This window comes from Actinomycetospora aeridis (genome assembly GCF_037400275.1).
Taxonomy (GTDB): Bacteria; Actinomycetota; Actinomycetes; order Mycobacteriales; family Pseudonocardiaceae; genus Actinomycetospora; species Actinomycetospora aeridis.
Map to the genome: position 1 here is coordinate 277,038 of NZ_JBBEGL010000002.1, position 17,201 is coordinate 294,238.

The window sequence follows — 17,201 nt, forward strand, 5'->3', positions numbered from 1 at the left end:
GTTCGCGCGAGCGAGCTGCCCTACGGTTCTCATGCTTCCGTTCGACTCCTCGGGTCGTTCGGTTGAAGTCCCGGGGCGAGGGCTGCATCCCTCGCTCCGGGGCGCTCTTGTCCTAGCTGTGTCCCGGCCCGTCCCGGGACGACCGGGCGGCGTCCTGCACCCGCCTGGCCTTCGTCTCGCCGATGCCGTACCGCTTCCGGATCGCACCGATACCCGGCACCGTGCCCTCGGCGGCCACGAGGTCCCTGACCAGCGCTTCGTCCGGCCGGTCGGACCAGTCGACGGTGTCCCGTTCCCTCGGGTCGGGAGTGGGACAGGGGTGGGACGGGGCCGGGTCGTCCCGGGTCGTCCCGGGACGCCGCCGCTGCGGTGCCAGTGCCGCCAGCTCGTCGTGCAGCCGTCGCAGCGCGATCCGCTCACGCACCTCGTCCTGCGCCACCCGCACCCGCTCCACCGCCTCGCGGCGCTCGGCCAGCGACCCCCAGCCGTAGTCGGCGGGCGACTCGGGGAGCAGGTCCGGCGAGCGGCGCAGACGGCGCAGGAGGCGCATCACGACCCCTCCCGGACGATCTCCACGATCCGGCGCGCGGCGTCGAGGGTCTCCGGCTGCCCGGCCACGGCGAGGCCTTCGGCGTCGAGCTGCTCGGCGACGTCGTCGGCCTGGTGTTCCGGGTCGGTCTCGGAGGCGACGACGGACCGGAGGCGGTCGGCGATCCGGAGGGACTCCCGGCCGCCCTCGGCGAGCAGTCCGGCCTCCAGGAGCACGCCGACGATCCGGCCGTTGCCCTCGGTGGCGTAGCTGGGGACGCCGCGGGGGCTCACGCCGTCCCTCCTCGCGGCTCGGGCACGACCCGCAGGGACTGCCCGGGCGCCTGCGCGGCGGCCTCCAGCGCGTCGGCGAGGTCACGGGCCCCGGCGGCGGTGAGGTTCGCGGGGGCGTGGACGGTGATGCCGCCGCAGTTGGCGAGCACCGTCCAGCCGTCGCCGCGCCAGGTGGCCCAGCCGCCGCTGGTCGATGTCGGCGCGGGGAGGTCGCGGGCATCGCGGCCACCCCCGGGCATCACTGGCCCGTCCCCTCAGTCGCGTCGCTGAACACCTCGGAGTGAGCGGACTTCCACTCCTGCCAGTGCCTCATGGGGTCGCCCGCGATGGTGTGGACGCGGTCGAGCACGGCCGCCAGGGTCAAGGGCTCTGACTCGCGGTCGGGCCACCAGTGCGGCCCGGACTCCCAGGTCCGCTTGCGGTACTGCCAGCCGCCATCCTCGGGCCGCTTGCGCAGGATTGCGAGATTCGCGCCGCCGTCGATGTCGTACGGCGCGAACTCGGCCATCACGGCCTTGAAGGTGTCGCGGTACCAGTGCTCGCGGTACTCGTCAATGAACGAGGCGATCATGCGAGCCTCGTCGTCGGTGGGCAGCAGGCCCGCCCAGGGCGACCACTTGTTGGGCTCGACCACGACGACGGAGCAGACGTAGTTCCAGCGGTGGTACTCGTTCGTCACAAACGGAACCCGCAGGCTGGTGGCCAGCTCGGTCTGTTGCGGCGAGATGTCCTCTGGGTCGTACTGGCGACGGCGGTAGTCCTCGGCGACATTCATCATTCCCCGCTCCTCTCGGCTCGCACTTCCCGGATGACCTGCCCGACGTGCTCGGCGATCTCCACGGCCGCCTGGTGGGCGGCTGCCCACGACGCGCCCGCGCTGTGGATGCGGTAGGCGAGGACGGTGACGAGCTGGTCGTGCTCGTCGGCGGGTCGCAGCGGCGCGGGCTGCTGGCCCGGGTCGGTGGTGGCGATGGCAGGCATCAGCGAGCCACCCACTTGACCCGCAGGTCGTAGTCGTCCATGTCGGCGTCGATGCAGTGGACGTCGTCCGCGGACTCCTGGATCAGGTGGTCGCGAAACATCTCGGGAAGGTGTCGCACCCCGACGATCGCCTCGTGGATCTGCTGCGGAGTTGGCAGCTCGCCGTCCTCGCCATAGAGCTCGAACCAGTCGCCGAAGTCCTCGGCCCACTTCGCGGGGTCCAGCTTCAGGCGGTAGGTCCCCTTGACCTCGTAGGTCAGCTCCAGCATCGGCCGCTCGTCCGACGGCACATCGGCCCGCTCTGGCGTCTCGCTCATCCCTGCTCCCCCGTCGTCCGGCGACGTCCCCGCCGCTCGATGTCTCCGTCGGTGAACCAGCCGATCCGTCGCCGGACCGACTCGTGGCCGAGGCCAACCCGGCGGGCAAGCGTCCGCAGAGACACCCCGTGGAGCTGCCACAGCGCCGCCAGCCACATCCCGGACTGCACGGCGCTCTGCACCTCCACGGCCCTCGCAGCCTGAGCGCCAGCCCAGAGGGCATCGACGCCGAGCCCGGACAGGTCAGGCGGTTCGCTCACCTCGGCGAGGGCCCGTTCGACTCGATCCTCGATGTCGGCCACCCGCTCAGCGTCCTGCAAGCGGGACACTTTGTCTACATGTGCACGCACAGTGCTCATCTCACTAGTCAACCTGTTTCAGGCACATGCGTCCCAGTCCCGCGCTCAGAGCACTGCAGCGCACCGCCAGAGCGTCCGACGTCGCATGATGGGTCGGCTCGTGTCCGTGCCCCCCTGCCGACCTACCCTTCGGAGCGAACGAGAGGCAAGGCGCGAGGGGGGCGACGGAGTGACGTACGAGAGCGCGGCGGGCAGAACAGTGCCGATCCCGAAGCGGACCGGTCGGCCTCGACCGCTCGTCACCGAGCAGGAGGTCATGGTCGTCGAGCTCCCGCTGACGACCCTGCCCGACCGCGCCTGGGCGACGCTCTTCGAAGCCGCCCGGAAGGACCATCCGCACCGCGACATCGGCTGGGTACACCCCGGTGCCATGTCCGAGGTCACGGGCGAACCCGTGATCCGGTTTCGGCTCCTCGAGCGGGACAGCCTGCTGGAGACCGTCGACGAGATAGAACGGGCCATCAAGGACGCCAGCGACCGCTGGGTGGCCGAACCGGCCGTTGCCGAGCTTATCGCCAAGCAGCAGCGGATCGACGCGCTCCAGGGCTTCCTCAGCCGCGTCGCCGAGACATAGGGACCCGACGGGCGGAGCGCGCGCGGGACAGGAGGACGCCGGTGAAGGACCTCGCGGCTGCCGTCGACGAGGCGATGCTGCCCGCGCTCGAGGACTGGTTGCGCGGGGTGCTCGCCGTGGAGCGGGCTTACGAGCCGGACCCGCCGACGGTGATCAGGAAGATGGCCGAGAACGGGCTCACCGACCCGGAGCTGGAGTGACCTCGGCGCACCCGCACGCGGGCGGCACGCTGCACCAGCCGGCGAACCCGAAGCCGGACACCGCGGTGCCGCCGCACCACGCGGTGCACCCTTTCCGCGAGGTGTGCTGGTGGGAGTGCGACCGCTGGCGCGTGGGCAGGGTCGATGCCGCGAACCGGGAGCGGGCGCTGGTGTTCCCCACCGACGGCGGCGACCCGTACCCCCGGGTGTTCGTCGGCGACGAACTCGACGACCTGCGGGTGCGGCCTGCGGACTCTACCTCTCGGACTCCGCGGCCATGATCTGTGCGTAGAGCGCATCAGCCCGGTCCTTGAATCCAACGTCTTGCTCGATCGGGGTTCCGTCGCGCATCGCGCGTCGACAGGAGAGGCATCGACGTCGGCCGCGTTGGAACTCGTAGTCCCTCAGGTTGGGCGGCCGGAGCAGATGGCCTCGTCGACATCGGACCGATCGTCCAGGCGAGTGGCGACCATGCAATCGAGTGTCGTCAGCGTTCTCTAGTGCGGTACCCCAGCGCACGTTGCTCGCCTGGTTGTTCGTCGGGTCGCCGTCGAGGTGACGAACAACGGTCCCGGAGTCAGGCGGTGCGCCGTGGAAGGCCTCGCAAACAAGCCGGTGGACCAAGCGGGTGCGCTGTGGCATCCCCAGATTCACGCGGGCATAGCTCCCGCCGGGGTCGCGAGTACGCAGCAGACGCCCATGTCGGACCTGAGTGCGCCCCATACCGTCGACATAGACCTTGGCTACGCGGCGGACGCGACCCTGATCGCTGATCTCATAGTCGCCTTCGTAGCCAGCGATTGGTAGCCACAGCTCGGTCGTCTCGTCGATCCAACGATCGTTGCCCACGGACCCGTAGCTTACACTGCGAGCGGCCCGGCTGTCCCGACCCGTGGTGGCGCGACGGGCTGCGCGGGCCGTGCACGAGCGAGGGTCGGTCGTCGACGCGGATGCGCACCTACGCGCCCGGGGAGGAGTGGCACCGCCAGCTGGCCCCGGAGCGACCCGTGTAACGCTGCGTGTCCGGTTCGCGAGACTCCGGCCAGAGCGGGCCACAGAGGTTCCGCCCGACCCGGGGGGACCACCGTGACGTACCCGTACGCGCCGCCGCCGCACCAGCCGTACTTCCCGCCGACGGGGCCACTCCAGCGCTCCAACAGCATGGCGACAACGGGCTTCGTCGTGGCTCTCGTCGGCGCGGTGCTCTCGATCATCCCGCTGCTCGGGATGGTGGCCTGGATCGTCGCCCCGGCTGGGCTCGTCCTCTCGATCATCGGCCTGGTCCGTGCCGGCCGGCTCGGCGGGCGGGGCATGGCGGTTGCCGGTGTGGCCCTCGGCGGGCTCGGGCTGCTGATCTGCACGATCTGGGTGTTCGGGCTTGCCGCCGCGTCCCCGCCGAGCAGCTCGTTCACCTCCGACCAGCCGTACTCGTACACGGCGCCGTCCTACTCGGCTCCCGCTTCCCCGGCCGCTCCGACCACCTCGGCCATGCCGTCGGTCAACGGGCCCTTCGATGACGGCACGTACCTCGTCGGCGAGGACATCGCACCGGGCACCTACCGCACCGATGGGGCGTCGGAGGACGACCTCTTCCAGTACTGCGCGGCGATCCGCCAGGACGAGAACGGCAACGGCATCGGGTGGCCGGAGTCGACGAACACGGGCCCCGCGTTCGTGACGGTGCGTCCGAGCGACGGGCGGGTCCAGTTCGTGGGCGACTGCACCTGGACCCGCCGCTGACCCTGGACACGACGAAGCGCCCCCGCCCCGCGGCCCGAAGGCCACAGGACGGGGGCGTTCGCGTCGCGCTCCGTCGGGGGGTGAGCGCGAGTCAGCGGGGCGGGAACCGGCGCAGGATCCAGCCGAACGCGAGGGCGAGCAGGCAGCTCACGACCAGCCAGGACCCGAAGAACAGGACGAGCCCGCCGAGGACGTCGCGCACATCAGGTGACGGGTCGGGGGGTCTCGGGGCCGACCTTCGCGACCACCTGAGTGCGCAGCCAGAGCCCGACGCCGACGGTCACGAGCGTCATCACGGCGCCCTGGACGTCCGGGGCGAGCTGCCAGCCGAACGCGAGCGCCACGGCGATCAGCGCCTGCGCGACGCCGGCGACCGCCGCCGCTGCCTTCTCCTGCGACAGCCCGGCGGCGGTGATGAAGCCGGCCACGGCGACGATCGCCGCGTTCAGGGCGCCCTGCTGGCCTTCGGTGAGGTGCAGGCCGAGGCTGGACAGGATGAGCAGCAGCGGGGCGCCGACGCACTGTGCGAGCTGGGCGATCTCGCGTCCGATGCGCATGGGGTCTCCGATCAGGTGAGGTTGAGTGTGCGGAAGACCTGCGGTCCGGCGACGCCGTCGACCGTGAGGCGGGCATTGCGCTGCAGGTGCTCGACGCTGCGCTTGGTGGCGGGGCCGAATTGGCCGTCCGCGACGAGACGGAGGTCGGGGTACCAGGCGGCGAGGACGCGCTGGAGCTCGGCGACGTCGGGGCCGCTGTCGCCCTCGCGCAGGGTGCGTCGACCGCTCCCGCCTCCGCTCTGGCCTGGCGGGACGACGACGCCGGAGAGGCGGCGCTCCCAGTCGTCGACGGCGGCCTCCAGCCAGCGGCCGTACTCCTTCGCCGCGTCGATGCTCTTCGCGTACGACCGGCCGCCGTTGTAGAGCGCGCCGGCCTCCCGCCACGAGCCGCCCGCGCGGAAGCATCGGGCGAGCTCGCGGGCACCCACGATCATGTTGACCCGGGGCACGTGCAGTCCGCCCTCGCGCTCGGCCTGGTCCTGGAACTCGGCCCAGGTGAGCTGCGACGGCCCCCAGCCCTGCTGGCGGTTCCGGTGCTTGCCGGCCGGGCCGCGCCAGCGGAGGTAGGCCTCGGTGACAGCCCGGTTCCCGGCGTCGCCGCCCTTGCTGTAGGCGCCGCCGGCCTCGACGCGGTCGTTGCCGATGACGTTACGGCCGCCGTAGGACTCGCGCTTGAGCTTCGGGGCCATGGCGGGCAGGGGTAGCCCGGAGGCCTGCGCGGCGGCGATGACGTCGCCGGGGTCGGCGACGATCCCGCCCGCGCGCAGGATCGCAGCAGCGTCAGCCACGGGTGTCTCCTCGGTGGTCGGTGTGCGCCAGTGGTGGCGGCCGGTGGCCGGCCAGAGGTGCTCGGCGGCGAGCTGGGCGAAGATCGGGGTCTCGTCCACCGCATGCTCCGCTCAGCTCTGCACGCAGCCGAGGCCCTGCTCGCCGGACAGGTAGGTGACCGGCTGCAGGGTGGTGCCGTCGGGGCAGGTGGGTCCGGGGGGTCCCGGCGCTCCGGCCTCGCCGGGCTCGCCGGCGGGTCCGGGCGGTCCGGCGGGGCCGGTGGCTCCCGCGGGTCCCGCCTCCCCCTGCTCGCCCTGCACCGACAGCCCGGGCGCGCCCTCCACGCCGCGCGCCCCGGTGGCCCCCTGTGCCCCTGTGAGGCCCTGTGGGCCGGCGAGGGTGAGTCCGTCGGCCCCGGGCTGCCCGGGCGCTCCGGGCGCTCCTGGGACGCCGACAGAGCCAGCGGGGCCCTCGGGGCCCGGCTCACCGGCCGGTCCGGTGGCCCCCGGGGTGCCGGCGACCCCGCGCAACCCGGACGGGCCGGACGGGCCGGCCACGGTGATGACGCCGGCGCCGCGCTCCACGACCTCGAACGCGGTGCCGCACGCGCCCGGTCGGATGCGTTCCACCTCACCGGCGAGCCCGCCCGCGCACAGCGCCGCGACCGGGTCGGAGGTGGTCTCGGCCTGGTCCTGCGCGACCAGCAGGCCCCCGACGCCGAGCGCGATCGCTGCGGCGACGACGAGGGCGAGCGCGACGCGGGCGGGCCAGGAGCGGATCAGGCCGTCGAGGTGGCGCCCGAAGCGGCGGGTGCGGGTCGGCTGGTCAGCCACATTCGCTCCCCTGCTCGCGGCGGGTCTGTTCCCGGGCGGCGTCGCGGGTCTGCTGGACGCGGCGCAGGTCCGCCTCGAGCTCGAGGCGGGATTCGCGCTGGGTGCGGCCGTCGGGCTCGAGGAGGCGCCGGTTGGCGGTGGCGATGGCGCCGACGAGGTCGTCGATGGCGCGTCCGCGTTCGTCTAGGGAGCGCTGGTAGGCGATGTTGAGGCAGTCCTGGTGTTGGACGCGGTCCCAGGCGAGGTAGGTGCCGAGGCCGATGGCGATCACGAGCAGCGCCGAGCCGATGCGCGGGGCCCAGGAGCGGGCCCAGGAGCGCCAGCGTGGGCGGGTGCGGGGCGCTGCGCGCCGTCCGGCGGTCACCGGGGTCCCTGCCTTCCGTCGCGGCGGTGGCGGCTGGTGCGAGCCTCGAGCGGGTCGGTGTCCGGCTCCGACGGTTCGGCAGGCTCGGGCGCTGCCGTGTCAGGCTCGGCGCGCTTCGTGGTGAGCCCGAGGGCGCCGAGCACCGCGGGGTACATGACGTGGATGGCGGTGTCGCCGGTGCCGAGGAAGACCTGGCCGATGATGTTCACGCCCTCCAGCAGGGTGAGGGCGATGACGATCGCCACCGCCACCGGACGCGGAAGCACCGCCGGGCCCTCCTCTGCTCACGCGCTCGGGGCAGGTGCAGGGCGGGGCGCGCGTCGGGTTACACGGGCCAGGTGGACGGGAACGGGCGCAGGTCGATCACGTCGCGCAGCCCGGTCTTCGTGGCGCGGCGCCTGATCTTCACGACCCGGCCGGTGACCGACGGGGCGATGCCCTGTGGGTCGAGCAGGCGCACCGCGTCGAACAGCTCGAGGCGCGGGTCACCCTTGATCGGGATGTTGGTGAGCGGCGGGACCGGCTTGTCCAGCTCGTTGCGCAGCTGCACGGCAACGGGGGCGAGGGTGTCGAGGCGCTGGCGCCACTCGGTGAGCGCCAGCGGCAGGGTCCGGGACCCGTACTTCGCGATGGAGTCCGGCGCGGTGTGGACCTGCTGGACTTCGGGGCGCTTCTCGATGCGCAGGCACCCGACCTTGAGGGCGGGGATGTTGGGCTCGCCTGCCGTGGGGCTGTAGGCGGCGAGGCGGGCGGCGACCCCGGAGTCGTTGCGGATCCGGAGGCGGGCCATGCGCGGGGCGATGTGCTCGAGCTGGGCGCCGACCCCGGTGTTGATCAGGTTGTTGTCGGTGCGCAGGGGGCAGTAGATGTTCATGTCGCCGCGCGAGGCCGCTTCGGAGTAGTTCTCCGGGGTCTGCGCGGTGAGGAATCCCAGGTAGGGCACGGTGTGCGCGGTGATCGGGATCTCGAACAGGCCGATCGTGTAGGCGGGGACGAGGAACTCCCAGGGGTCCTGCGAGTCGTAGAGGACTTCCTGCTCGTACTGCGTGTACCCGGCCTGCGCGCGGACGCTGATGATGTTGCGGACCGAGTCGACGCGAGTCGGCATCGACAGATCCAGCAGCGACACGTCCGCCGTCACCGTCTTCACCGCGGTGGAGGCGGTCAGCGAGGCGCGGGGCCGGAAGAAGAACTGGCCGTCGGTCATGCGGTTGCCGCTGGTGCCGAACTCGGCGCCGATGACCTCGTCGAGGAGCTCGACGGAGTCTGCGCCGACGACGTCGGGCAGGTAGGTGAGGTGGTTGCGGCCCTTGCCGATCTCGGCCTGCGGGGTCCACGTCTCGCCAGGCCACTCCTCAGCCAAGGACGTCGACGGCGGTGACGCGGCGCGCCACACCTGGAAGTCCTGCCAGGGCAGCGAGCACCAGGTGTTGATCTGCGCGTTAGCCAGGAGCAGCTGGTCGGTGGAGAAGTCGTAGGTGACGCTAGAGGTGCGCACGACGGTCGCTCCGTCGACCCGGTGGACGATGTCGACCTTGCCGTCCCCGCGCCACACGACGTGGACGCCGACGTAGCGCCAGGCAGCAGCCCCCGACACGGGCAGCGAGTAGAGGTCGTTGCGGGCGCCGTCGCACACTCGGATGCCGAGTCCGCCGGACGGTCTGCACACCAGCGAGATGCGCTTGCGGTTGACCGCCGCGTACCCGTCCGGGAAGGAGTACGGGAACAGCGAGAACACCTCGCGGGTCTGGCTCTCGGTGAGCCCGCCCGGGACGTCGTGGGTCGCACTGGTGCCGCAGTACACCCATCCCTGGAGTCCCACTCCGAGTTCGAGCGGGATGGCGGCCGTGGCGTAGTGCTGGACGTAACCGCCCCGGACGCCGCCCGCGTAGCCACCGGTGGTGTCGTACTTCCCGCACCACGAGCCGTCGTTCGCGAGCAGGCCGAACACACCCGGTGTCCAGAGAGCGCCCGTTCCGCCTCCGAACGCCAGCCCACCGGAGGCGCGGGTCATGTCCCCGAACGGTGGACGGGTATGACCCACCTCGGCGACAGCACCGCCGTGCCCAGTCACCGACAAGATGCCGCCCGGCCGCGGCGGCGGGGACGCGTAGATGCCGTTGCGGCGCAGGATGAAGTCGACGACCCACTGGGTGTTGACGTCGAAGATGTTGCCGTAGGTCGCCGTGCGGTCGGGGTACTGGATGAACGCCGGCAGGGTGATGTCGGTCCGCATCCGGTCGGCGGCGTCCAGCGCCTCCAGCTCCACCGTGCCGTCCGGCCGCGGGTCCACCGTGTTGACCGGCCCCACGAACTGCGAGATGAGCCGGGGCCCGGCCGCAGTGCGCAGGCCGAGCTCGAGGTTGACGTCCGGACGCCCGACCAGCGGCACCCCGTACAGCGGGGAGTCGGTGCGCAGCGGCGACAGGGTCTGCGCGATGTCCAGCTCCGCGTAGCCGCCCGACGAGAGCCGGCGGCGACCCTTGAGGGTGGCGGTCAGCTTCGCGATCGACTGCCCGTCGACCAGCGACACCTCCGGCGGCAGGTCGGTGGCGAGCGCGCGCTCCACCTCGACGGACTGCACGAACTGGGTGAGGTCGGACTCTGGGTTGAGGTAGAGACCGTTCGCGGACCAGTCGGCGCGCAGCCGCGCGATCGGGACGCGGGAACGGGCGTCGACCGCCGCAGCCAGGTCGGTGTCATCGGGCAGCTGCACCCTCAGACCTCCCCGACGGTCAGCTCGAGCGCGCGGCGGCCCAGCACGCGGTAGCCCTCGCCGAACTCGGTGAGCAGCACCTCGGCCGCGCCGCCGCCGGGGGACCAGTCGGTGGCGTTCCCGGCGGGGAGGTGTTCGGCCTGCCAGCCGATGGTCTGCACGTCGGCGCCGCCCGATCCGGACACGAGCCCGACCCGGAACGAGACCGACGCCGCCGCAGCGGGCGCGATCGCCTGGATGCGCTGCCACGAGCTGGTGAGCGTCGTCGAGGAGCCCGCGTAGGTGGCGCCAGGCGTCTCCCCGTAGACCGAGGCCAGCACCGACCCCGACCCGCGGACGTAGGCGGAGAACACGGTGCGGCGCCCGAGCAGCGGCATCCGGCCCCACTCGGCGATCTCGGAGTACAGGACCCCGACCCCGGGGACCGTCCAGTGGGCGCAGGAGTCGACGAGCCCGACCAGCTCGGTGTCGGCGGGCTGCCCGAGCCCGATGATGTCGAAGGCCGTCGTACCGGCGGTGATGTAGGCCCACGGAGTGGAGGTGGGGTCGCCGAGCCCGGCGGGGGTACGCGACATCGACCCGCACACCGCGACGTCCGGCGAGAGCAGGTTGGGGACCATCGGGTCCAGCAGACGCAGCGCCGACGCCCGGTACGGGGAACGCCACCGCCCGACCAGCCGCTGAGCCTGCCGGGCGTGCGCCAGGTCCCACCCGAACACCCACGACCGCTTCGTGGCCCACACGTCCTCGGACAGGCCCCCGCGCAGCCCGCGGTCGGTGCCGCCGATGCGCTCGTGGTCGACCTTGACGCCCTTGCGGGCGGGGATGCCGGGCAGCTCGGTCATGGCGCCGAGCGGTCCGAGCAGGAACCGGTCGAGGTAGCTCATCGGGGCAGGCCTCCCGCGACGAGCCCGCCCCGGCGGCGGACGTCCTGGACCTGCACGCGCCGAGTCGCGGTCGCGATGTCCCGCGAGGACACGATCGGCAGCCTCTCCAGCTCGACACCGAACCGGTGGCCGATCGCGTGGGCGAGCCGTTCCTCGTCGAACGGCCTCTGCGCGGCAGCCGCGGCGCGCTGCTCGGCGCTGCGGTACAGGGTGGCCAGCTGCCGGCGCTGCCCGGTCGCGGCGACCCCCGCGAGGAACTGGTCCAGTCCGACCCCGCTGCTGTTCACGGCGAGGTTGCGAGTGCCTGCGGCGAGCCCGTCCTGCAGTTGCTGGGCGAGGCTCCGGCCGGCCATGCGGAACGCGGAGCCGCCGCCGGCGGCGAGCTGGGAGGCGTAGGTCGCGACGTCGCGCAGCACGCCCGCGAGCCCGCCGGTCAGCCCGGACTGGAGGCCCCGCATCAGGGCCTCGCCGTTGGGGACCAGGACACGGCGGTCGTAGGGCAGGGGACCCTTGATCGCCGCGATCCGGCGGGCCACCCCAGACATGAAGTCCATGACGGCGTTCATGCCGGCCTTCAAGCCGTTGAGCAGCCCGTTCATGATCGCCCGGCCCGCGTTGACCAGCAGCGAGCCCACGTTGCCGAGGGCGCCGATGATCTGGCCCGGCAGGGAGCGGACGAGCCCCAGCACCTGAGTCACCCCGCCGCGCACGGCGGCGACGAACTGGGCGAACCCGGCCCGGACGGCGGCGACCATGGCTGCCATCCCGGCGGTGACGGCGGCTCGCATCGATGCCATCCCGGACTGGACGGACGCGCGGGCCCCGGCCATCCCGGCGGCCACGGCGGCCTGCACCTGCCCCATCCCGGCCGACACGGCGCCCGCGATGGCTGCCATCGCGGCCCGGACGATCGCGGTGCACTGCGCCCACGTGGCCTGGAAGGTCTGCTGGACGACGGCCATCCCCATGGCCACGGCCATGGTCATCTGCTGCATCCCGAGCCGGACGGCGGCGACCACGACGGCCATCTGGGTGGTGACGATCACGGCGAGCTGAGCGAGCCCCAGCTGCGCGGCCTGCTGGAGCAACAGGAGCCCCTGCTGGGTCGCGAGGAGCGCCTGCTGCCACCCGAGCTGGAGGGCGACGACGACGAGGCCCATCCCGAGGGTGGCGGCCTGCGCGAGCCCGATCCCGAGGGACTGCGTCACCAGCATCGCCAGCTGGGTGAGCATCGTCTGGGTGGTCATCAGGGCCTGCTGCCAGCCGAGCTGCAGCGCGACGTTGACCAGCTGCATACCGGTGGCGACGGCCTGCGGGATGGTGATCGCCCACGTCGTGGTGACCGCGGTGACCATCTGCTGCAGCGCCAGCGTCGTGGCCTGCTGCACCGGAAGCCACCCCTGCGTGGCGGCGGCGCCGAGCCCCAGCAGACCGGCGGTGAACGAAGCGACCAGCGCTGTCGTCTTCTCGGTGACCATCGCGATGGCCTCGTCGAGCAGCGTGCGCAGCTGGTCGCGCCACGTCTCCCACGGGGTGATGTCGGGGCCGGGGACGTCCCCTCCGCCGCCGCCGGTGGGCAGGCCGGGCATCTCGAACCCGCCGATGGCGCCGAGCTGGCGGCCGCGGCCCATGTGGGTCATGGACTCCCACAGGTCGCGCAGCCAGCCGGCGACGTCCTTCACGACGCCGAGGAAGTCGGCGAACATGCGGATGCACGTCGGGATCATGTTGATCAGGCCGGTGAAGAACGCCATTGCGGCCGGGTCGTTGACCAGGTCGGAGAAGGCGGTCGCGACGTCTTCGAGGGCCTTGGCGAAGTTGTCCCAGACCGACTGCGGGATGTTCTCGAAGAAGCGGCCGATGGCGCGGGCGAAGGTGCCGAACGAGCGGCCCAGCGACTCCCAGTCGATCTTGCCGAGGACGCGCTGCAGCGACCCGAACGCGTCCTCGACGCCGGGCGAGGCCGCGGTGAAGAACTCGGTCGCGCCGACGATCAGCTCGTTGAACGCGCCCGCCGCGGCGTTCAGTACGCCGCGCAGCGCCCCCAGCGAGCGCACCATCAGCGACGACTCGCCGCCCTGGGAGAACCGGCGGAACAGCTCCGCCAGCCGGTCCCCGACCACCCCGACGATCGCCCCGAGCTCCCGGAACGCGCCCCGGACCGTGGCCGCCTGCAGCAGCGACGAGACCAGGTTCTTCAGGCCCGGCCGCATCCCGTCGATCAGGACCGACGTGTTCGCGAGCACGGTCTGCAGCTGCTGGATACCTTGGGTCGAGGTGAAGATCCCGGCCAGGTCCTTCATCAGCCCGGAGATCGACTTGGCGACGCCCTCGAACCCCACGCGCAGCTGCGGCAGCATCCGCGCGATGTCGCGGAACATCGGGGTCAGCTCGCGCTCGAACACGCCCGACACGGCCCGCTTGAGGTCCTCGAGGGCGGGCTTCGCGACCTGCGCGGCCTTCTTGATCCCGTCGAACCCGAGCGCCACCGCCGCCCCGGCCGCGGCAGCGCCGAACAGCAGCGCCGGCAGCGCCGACACCGCGGCGCCGACGGCGCCGACGGCGTAGGTCACCGCCCCGGCGACAGCGGCGACAGCGGAGGCCTTCGCTCCGAACCCGACCAGCGCGGCGTAGGCGTCGACGAGGGCCGCGACGATCGCGACCACGGCCAGCGCCGCGCCGGCGCCGACCTTGCCCATCTTCGACAGGCCACCGACCACGCCGGTCACGGCGTTGGCGCCCTGCGTCGAGGTGGAGATCAGCCCACCGAGACCGGAGGCGATCGAGCCGAGCACCCCGGGCACCCGGCCACCGACCGACAGCAGGTTCCCGAACATGCCGGCCAGCCCGCCGAGCGCGCCGCCCGCCCCGCCTCCGCTGTTGCGGCTGTGCAGCGAGCGCAGCTTCGCCTCGACCCGCTCGAGGTCCCGCAGCGTCTTGTCGACGTCGAGCCGGACCTCGGGGGTGACCTCCATGTGGTCGAGGCGCTCGAGCTGCGCGAGCAACGCGGTGCGCTTCGCCTCGGCCTCGAGGATGTCGAGGCCTACGTCGGGCTCGACCTTCTGCGCGTCCAGCTGCGCGAGTCGTCCGACCATCTCGGCCAGGCGGGCGTCAACCAGGCCGGTGGAGACGGAGACCGTCGGCTCGGCCTTCTTGTCGTCGACCGCGTCGAGGCGCTGCTCGACGGCGGTGAGCTCGGCCATCACCTTGGCGATGTCGACGTCGACCGTCGGCTCGGCCTTCTGCCGTCCGAGGTCCTCGAGCTGGCGGGTGACGCGCCCGAGCGCCGCCTCCGCCTTCGCGATCTTGAGGTCTACCTCGGGGGACGCGTCGAGCTTGCGGAGCTCGGTGAGGTCGGCCTCGATCTTGCGGGCGTTGGCCTCGGCCTCGCGGATATCGAGGTCGACCTGCGGGTTCGTCTTCTCCCGCTCGAGGGCCTCCAGCTTGCGCAGGAGCTCCTCACGCTTGAGCAGCGCCCGCTTCGTGTCGAGGTCGACCTCGGGCTCAACCTTGCGATTGTCGAGCTCGTCGAGCTCGCGGTCGACGTCGCTGCCTTCGACCTTGAGGTGCGCGACGAGCTCCCCGACGTCCACCGGCCACCCCCGGTCACGCGGTCAGGTGGCGGGCTCGCGTTCGGCCGGGCGGGGGCTGATGGCCTGGATGGCGTCCGGGGAGGTCAGGACCCGAGGTGCCCGTTCGAGGAGCTGACGGAAGACGGCGTCGCCGGAGAGGTGGTCGAGGTACCACCAGAACTCGCGGCGGCCCATTCCGGCCAGCTCGGCGGGGGTGATGCCGTACTCGCGTCGGAGGTCGGCGACGATGGCGCCCCAGTACTTGCGGAGAGGGCTTTTCCCGCCTCCGCCACCGCCGCGGCGTAGTCGCCGTCAGGGGTGCCGGGCACGGCGGCCGCGGCGGCGGCGCCGAGCTGCGGGTTCGCCTTCGCGGCTTCCTCGCGGGCAGCCTCGGCAGCCTCCAGCTCGTCAGCCTTCGTCATCGCATCGGCGAACGTGACCTGGCGACCCTGCACTCGCAGGGTCGTCCACGCGATGATGACCTTGAGCTGCTTGAGGCCGGCGCCGCGGTCGATCCAGCGCTGCAGGGTGTTCGCCCCGTACAGCGCGTCCACCATCTTGTGGAGGTCGGCGACGGTGTTCTGACGGCCGCGCTCGGAGAGCTGCTCCACCCACAGCGGCATGTCGTGCGGGATGGGGACGACCTCGCCGAGGATGCGGACCTGCGGCTTGGTGGTCTGGTACTGCGCCCAGAACGCGTCGAAGTCCTCCATCACGGGCCCGGCGTCGACCACCGGCGCCGGAGCTGTGCCGTTGGGCGGGAGGGCCTCGTCCTGGGCGTGTGGTGGCTGCTGGGGGGTCGTCACGGGCTCAGACCAGGGCCATGTAGGTCGGGGCGCCCGAGAGGTGCCAGGTGGCCTCGGACTCGGTCTTGTCGTTGACCTCGCCGGAGGCCTCCCCGAGCCCGCACCACGCGGACCACACCTCCCACGCCGACGCACCGGTCTGCGTGGTGTGCCGGAACCGGAACCGGACCAGCGAGTCCGGCCCGACGAGCTTCGCGACCGCGTACATGCGGGCCTGCCCGCTGTCGAGGACCCCGGCGTCGCGCTTCTCCCGGTAGGTGAGCTCGCAGATCGCGCCGCGCTGGGCGGCCTCCGACTCGTACCAGCCGCCCGAGTCGAAGGTGGTCGTGTCGAACTCCTCCTCGTTCTCCGAGCGGTCGATGGAGAACTCGGTGACGCCGCCGATCCCCAACCACGTGTTGGGGGTGGAGGACTCGACCTGGAAGATCCAGCCCCGGGCGTCGATCTGGGTCGCGGGCATGCTCAGGGCTCCCTAGAGACGGTGAGTGCGTGGTTGGTGATGTGGGTGAAGCGGCCGTTCTCGTCGGGGCCGCCGAGGGGGGCGACCTCGCCGTTCACCGAGGGCGCGCAGACGAGCCACGGGCCGCCCGGGAGCTGGACTCCGCCGGTGAGGTAGTGGAGGTAGTCGAAGACGTCCTCGGCCTTGCCGCGGCTGGTGCGCGGGTCGGTGTCGCCGCGGATGCGGAGCTGGACGCGGGGCTCGAGGTCGTGCGGCGGGCTGATGCCGCCGTAGCCGGTGACGGTGATCAGGCGGCCGGGCTTCGACGGGACGGCTTCGAGGAAGATCGGCCAGACGGCGTTGCCGGGGTACGCGCCGGTGGCCTGCCAGGTGCCGAAGCCCTGCGCGGCGAGGAGCGCGGCGAACGGCTGGAGCCAGCGGACGGGGACGCTCACTTGAGGTGCTTTCGAATTGCTGCCGCCATTATTGCTTTAATGGTCGACGATTCTTCGTTAAGCGGTCCCTCAACATATTTGCACGTTCTTCCAGGCGAATGGACCCACAATAGTTCTTCGTGCTGCCTTTGCGCATAATCCCTTAGACCCATTCCGCCATAAATGACGTTGAATGTGTGGGTCTTTTTTCCCCCACGCGCCCCGGATTCGACTCTTCCCGTTCTCTGAAGGTCGCCGGTCTCCAGCGGGACGCGCTGCTGGGTGATGCCGAGCAAGTACTCCGCGGCGGTCTCGGCGCCGTCGCGGGCGCCGTTGTCGAGGCGGGCCTTGGCCATGCGGATGCGCAGCGCCACGCCGCCCACCTCCTCGCGGTCGGGCGGTGGGCGGGACGCCTCAGGCGACGGTGATCTCGACGTGGTCGAGGGCGGTGACGAGCCCGGCGGAGTCGAACCGGGCCACGGACTTCACCCACGTCTGCGTGTCGTCGACGTCGACGAGCGAGCCGACGGGGACGGTGTCCGCAGCGGCGAGCGGCGCGAGGATCGGCCCGGCGGTGGTCTCGGAGTCCTTGTCGGTGCTGTCGGCGCGCTTGGGCTCGTACCAGCAGGCGAGGTCGAACGGCGTGCCGTAGACGGGGCCGCCGGCACCCTCGCCCTCGTAGGGGTGGACGGTGACGGTCTTGCGGTAGACGAGGCTGGCGAGGCTCACCGCGCCCCCTACGCTGGCCGATGTGGCGGTGTTGACGAAGGCGGAGGTCAGGGCCAACCGGGAGCGGTGGGCCGCCCTCCGCGAGCAGGAGCGCGCGGAGGCT

Annotated in this window: 24 protein-coding genes; 3 read left to right on the forward strand and 21 right to left on the reverse strand. The window is 72.1% G+C overall.

The features are described 5' to 3' along the window. Positions 1 to 112: 112 nt before the first annotated feature. Genes WCD41_RS06685 through WCD41_RS06715 form a run of 7 tightly spaced genes read right to left on the reverse strand, consistent with a single transcriptional unit; the run spans position 113 to position 2,422 of the window. On the reverse strand, positions 113 to 553 hold the full coding sequence (locus tag WCD41_RS06685; protein WP_337712620.1) for a hypothetical protein: 441 nt from the start codon (positions 551 to 553) through the stop codon (positions 113 to 115). Beyond that, positions 550 to 822: a hypothetical protein gene (locus tag WCD41_RS06690; RefSeq protein ID WP_337712621.1), complete on the reverse strand. Its 273-nt coding sequence runs from the start codon at positions 820 to 822 to the stop codon at positions 550 to 552. The genes WCD41_RS06685 and WCD41_RS06690 overlap by 4 nt, the downstream gene beginning before the upstream one ends. After that, positions 819 to 1,061: a hypothetical protein gene (locus WCD41_RS06695; protein ID WP_337712622.1), complete on the reverse strand. Its 243-nt coding sequence runs from the start codon at positions 1,059 to 1,061 to the stop codon at positions 819 to 821. The genes WCD41_RS06690 and WCD41_RS06695 overlap by 4 nt, the downstream gene beginning before the upstream one ends. After that, entirely contained in the window at positions 1,061 to 1,600 is a 540-nt protein-coding gene (locus WCD41_RS06700; RefSeq protein ID WP_337712623.1) for a hypothetical protein, read from the reverse strand. The genes WCD41_RS06695 and WCD41_RS06700 overlap by 1 nt, the downstream gene beginning before the upstream one ends. Further along, the gene (locus WCD41_RS06705; RefSeq protein WP_337712624.1) at positions 1,597 to 1,803 is read right to left on the reverse strand and encodes a hypothetical protein; all 207 of its coding nucleotides are present in this window, start codon (positions 1,801 to 1,803) and stop codon (positions 1,597 to 1,599) included. The genes WCD41_RS06700 and WCD41_RS06705 overlap by 4 nt, the downstream gene beginning before the upstream one ends. After that, a complete protein-coding gene (locus tag WCD41_RS06710; protein ID WP_337712625.1) occupies positions 1,803 to 2,120 on the reverse strand; it encodes a hypothetical protein in 318 nt (105 codons plus the stop codon). The genes WCD41_RS06705 and WCD41_RS06710 overlap by 1 nt, the downstream gene beginning before the upstream one ends. Further along, a complete protein-coding gene (locus WCD41_RS06715; RefSeq protein ID WP_337712626.1) occupies positions 2,117 to 2,422 on the reverse strand; it encodes a hypothetical protein in 306 nt (101 codons plus the stop codon). The genes WCD41_RS06710 and WCD41_RS06715 overlap by 4 nt, the downstream gene beginning before the upstream one ends. 313 nt (positions 2,423 to 2,735) lie before the next feature. On the opposite strand from WCD41_RS06715, the gene WCD41_RS06720 reads away from it, so the two are divergent. Together WCD41_RS06720 and WCD41_RS06725 are read left to right on the forward strand one after the other, a co-directional pair. Beyond that, complete coding sequence (locus tag WCD41_RS06720) at positions 2,736 to 3,053, forward strand: hypothetical protein (RefSeq protein WP_337712627.1); 318 nt, start codon at positions 2,736 to 2,738, stop codon at positions 3,051 to 3,053. A 41-nt stretch (positions 3,054 to 3,094) separates the two neighbouring features. Continuing rightward, on the forward strand, positions 3,095 to 3,253 hold the full coding sequence (locus tag WCD41_RS06725; RefSeq protein ID WP_337712628.1) for a hypothetical protein: 159 nt from the start codon (positions 3,095 to 3,097) through the stop codon (positions 3,251 to 3,253). A 255-nt stretch (positions 3,254 to 3,508) separates the two neighbouring features. On the opposite strand, the gene WCD41_RS31100 is transcribed toward WCD41_RS06725, so the two are convergent. Then, entirely contained in the window at positions 3,509 to 4,369 is an 861-nt protein-coding gene (locus WCD41_RS31100) for an NUMOD4 motif-containing HNH endonuclease (protein ID WP_373695084.1), read from the reverse strand. On the opposite strand from WCD41_RS31100, the gene WCD41_RS06730 reads away from it, so the two are divergent. Continuing rightward, on the forward strand, positions 4,340 to 4,993 hold the full coding sequence (locus tag WCD41_RS06730) for an Rv1352/Rv1906c domain-containing protein (protein ID WP_337712629.1): 654 nt from the start codon (positions 4,340 to 4,342) through the stop codon (positions 4,991 to 4,993). The genes WCD41_RS31100 and WCD41_RS06730 overlap by 30 nt on opposite strands. A 203-nt stretch (positions 4,994 to 5,196) precedes the next feature. On the opposite strand, the gene WCD41_RS06735 is transcribed toward WCD41_RS06730, so the two are convergent. The 13 genes from WCD41_RS06735 to WCD41_RS06795 form a co-directional block, all read right to left on the reverse strand. After that, complete coding sequence (locus tag WCD41_RS06735; RefSeq protein WP_337712630.1) at positions 5,197 to 5,550, reverse strand: hypothetical protein; 354 nt, start codon at positions 5,548 to 5,550, stop codon at positions 5,197 to 5,199. 11 nt (positions 5,551 to 5,561) lie between these two features. Continuing rightward, the gene (locus WCD41_RS06740; protein WP_337712631.1) at positions 5,562 to 6,437 is read right to left on the reverse strand and encodes a peptidoglycan-binding domain-containing protein; all 876 of its coding nucleotides are present in this window, start codon (positions 6,435 to 6,437) and stop codon (positions 5,562 to 5,564) included. 12 nt (positions 6,438 to 6,449) lie between these two features. Next, positions 6,450 to 7,151: a collagen-like domain-containing protein gene (locus tag WCD41_RS06745; protein WP_337712632.1), complete on the reverse strand. Its 702-nt coding sequence runs from the start codon at positions 7,149 to 7,151 to the stop codon at positions 6,450 to 6,452. Next, on the reverse strand, positions 7,144 to 7,515 hold the full coding sequence (locus tag WCD41_RS06750) for a hypothetical protein (RefSeq protein ID WP_337712633.1): 372 nt from the start codon (positions 7,513 to 7,515) through the stop codon (positions 7,144 to 7,146). Before WCD41_RS06750 ends, WCD41_RS06745 begins: the two co-directional genes overlap by 8 nt. Then, a complete protein-coding gene (locus WCD41_RS06755; protein ID WP_337712634.1) occupies positions 7,512 to 7,781 on the reverse strand; it encodes a hypothetical protein in 270 nt (89 codons plus the stop codon). Before WCD41_RS06755 ends, WCD41_RS06750 begins: the two co-directional genes overlap by 4 nt. A gap of 59 nt (positions 7,782 to 7,840) precedes the next feature. Beyond that, entirely contained in the window at positions 7,841 to 10,231 is a 2,391-nt protein-coding gene (locus WCD41_RS06760) for a hypothetical protein (RefSeq protein WP_337712635.1), read from the reverse strand. A 2-nt stretch (positions 10,232 to 10,233) separates the two neighbouring features. Then, positions 10,234 to 11,118, reverse strand: coding sequence for a hypothetical protein (locus tag WCD41_RS06765; protein ID WP_337712636.1), 885 nt, complete (start codon positions 11,116 to 11,118; stop codon positions 10,234 to 10,236). Next, positions 11,115 to 14,711, reverse strand: a complete 3,597-nt coding sequence (locus WCD41_RS06770) for a hypothetical protein (protein WP_337712637.1) — start codon at positions 14,709 to 14,711, stop codon at positions 11,115 to 11,117. Before WCD41_RS06770 ends, WCD41_RS06765 begins: the two co-directional genes overlap by 4 nt. Positions 14,712 to 14,794: 83 nt before the next feature. After that, positions 14,795 to 15,496, reverse strand: a complete 702-nt coding sequence (locus WCD41_RS06775; RefSeq protein ID WP_337712638.1) for a hypothetical protein — start codon at positions 15,494 to 15,496, stop codon at positions 14,795 to 14,797. A 4-nt stretch (positions 15,497 to 15,500) separates the two neighbouring features. Continuing rightward, positions 15,501 to 15,956, reverse strand: a complete 456-nt coding sequence (locus WCD41_RS06780) for a phage tail tube protein (protein WP_337712639.1) — start codon at positions 15,954 to 15,956, stop codon at positions 15,501 to 15,503. Between the two features lie 2 nt (positions 15,957 to 15,958). Beyond that, positions 15,959 to 16,390, reverse strand: coding sequence for a minor capsid protein (locus tag WCD41_RS06785; RefSeq protein ID WP_337712640.1), 432 nt, complete (start codon positions 16,388 to 16,390; stop codon positions 15,959 to 15,961). Then, positions 16,387 to 16,743 (reverse strand): hypothetical protein, encoded by a 357-nt coding sequence (locus WCD41_RS06790; RefSeq protein ID WP_337712641.1) that lies wholly within the window; start codon positions 16,741 to 16,743, stop codon positions 16,387 to 16,389. The genes WCD41_RS06785 and WCD41_RS06790 overlap by 4 nt, the downstream gene beginning before the upstream one ends. Before the next feature lie 40 nt (positions 16,744 to 16,783). After that, positions 16,784 to 17,098, reverse strand: a complete 315-nt coding sequence (locus WCD41_RS06795) for a hypothetical protein (RefSeq protein WP_337712642.1) — start codon at positions 17,096 to 17,098, stop codon at positions 16,784 to 16,786. Positions 17,099 to 17,201 lie beyond the last annotated feature (103 nt).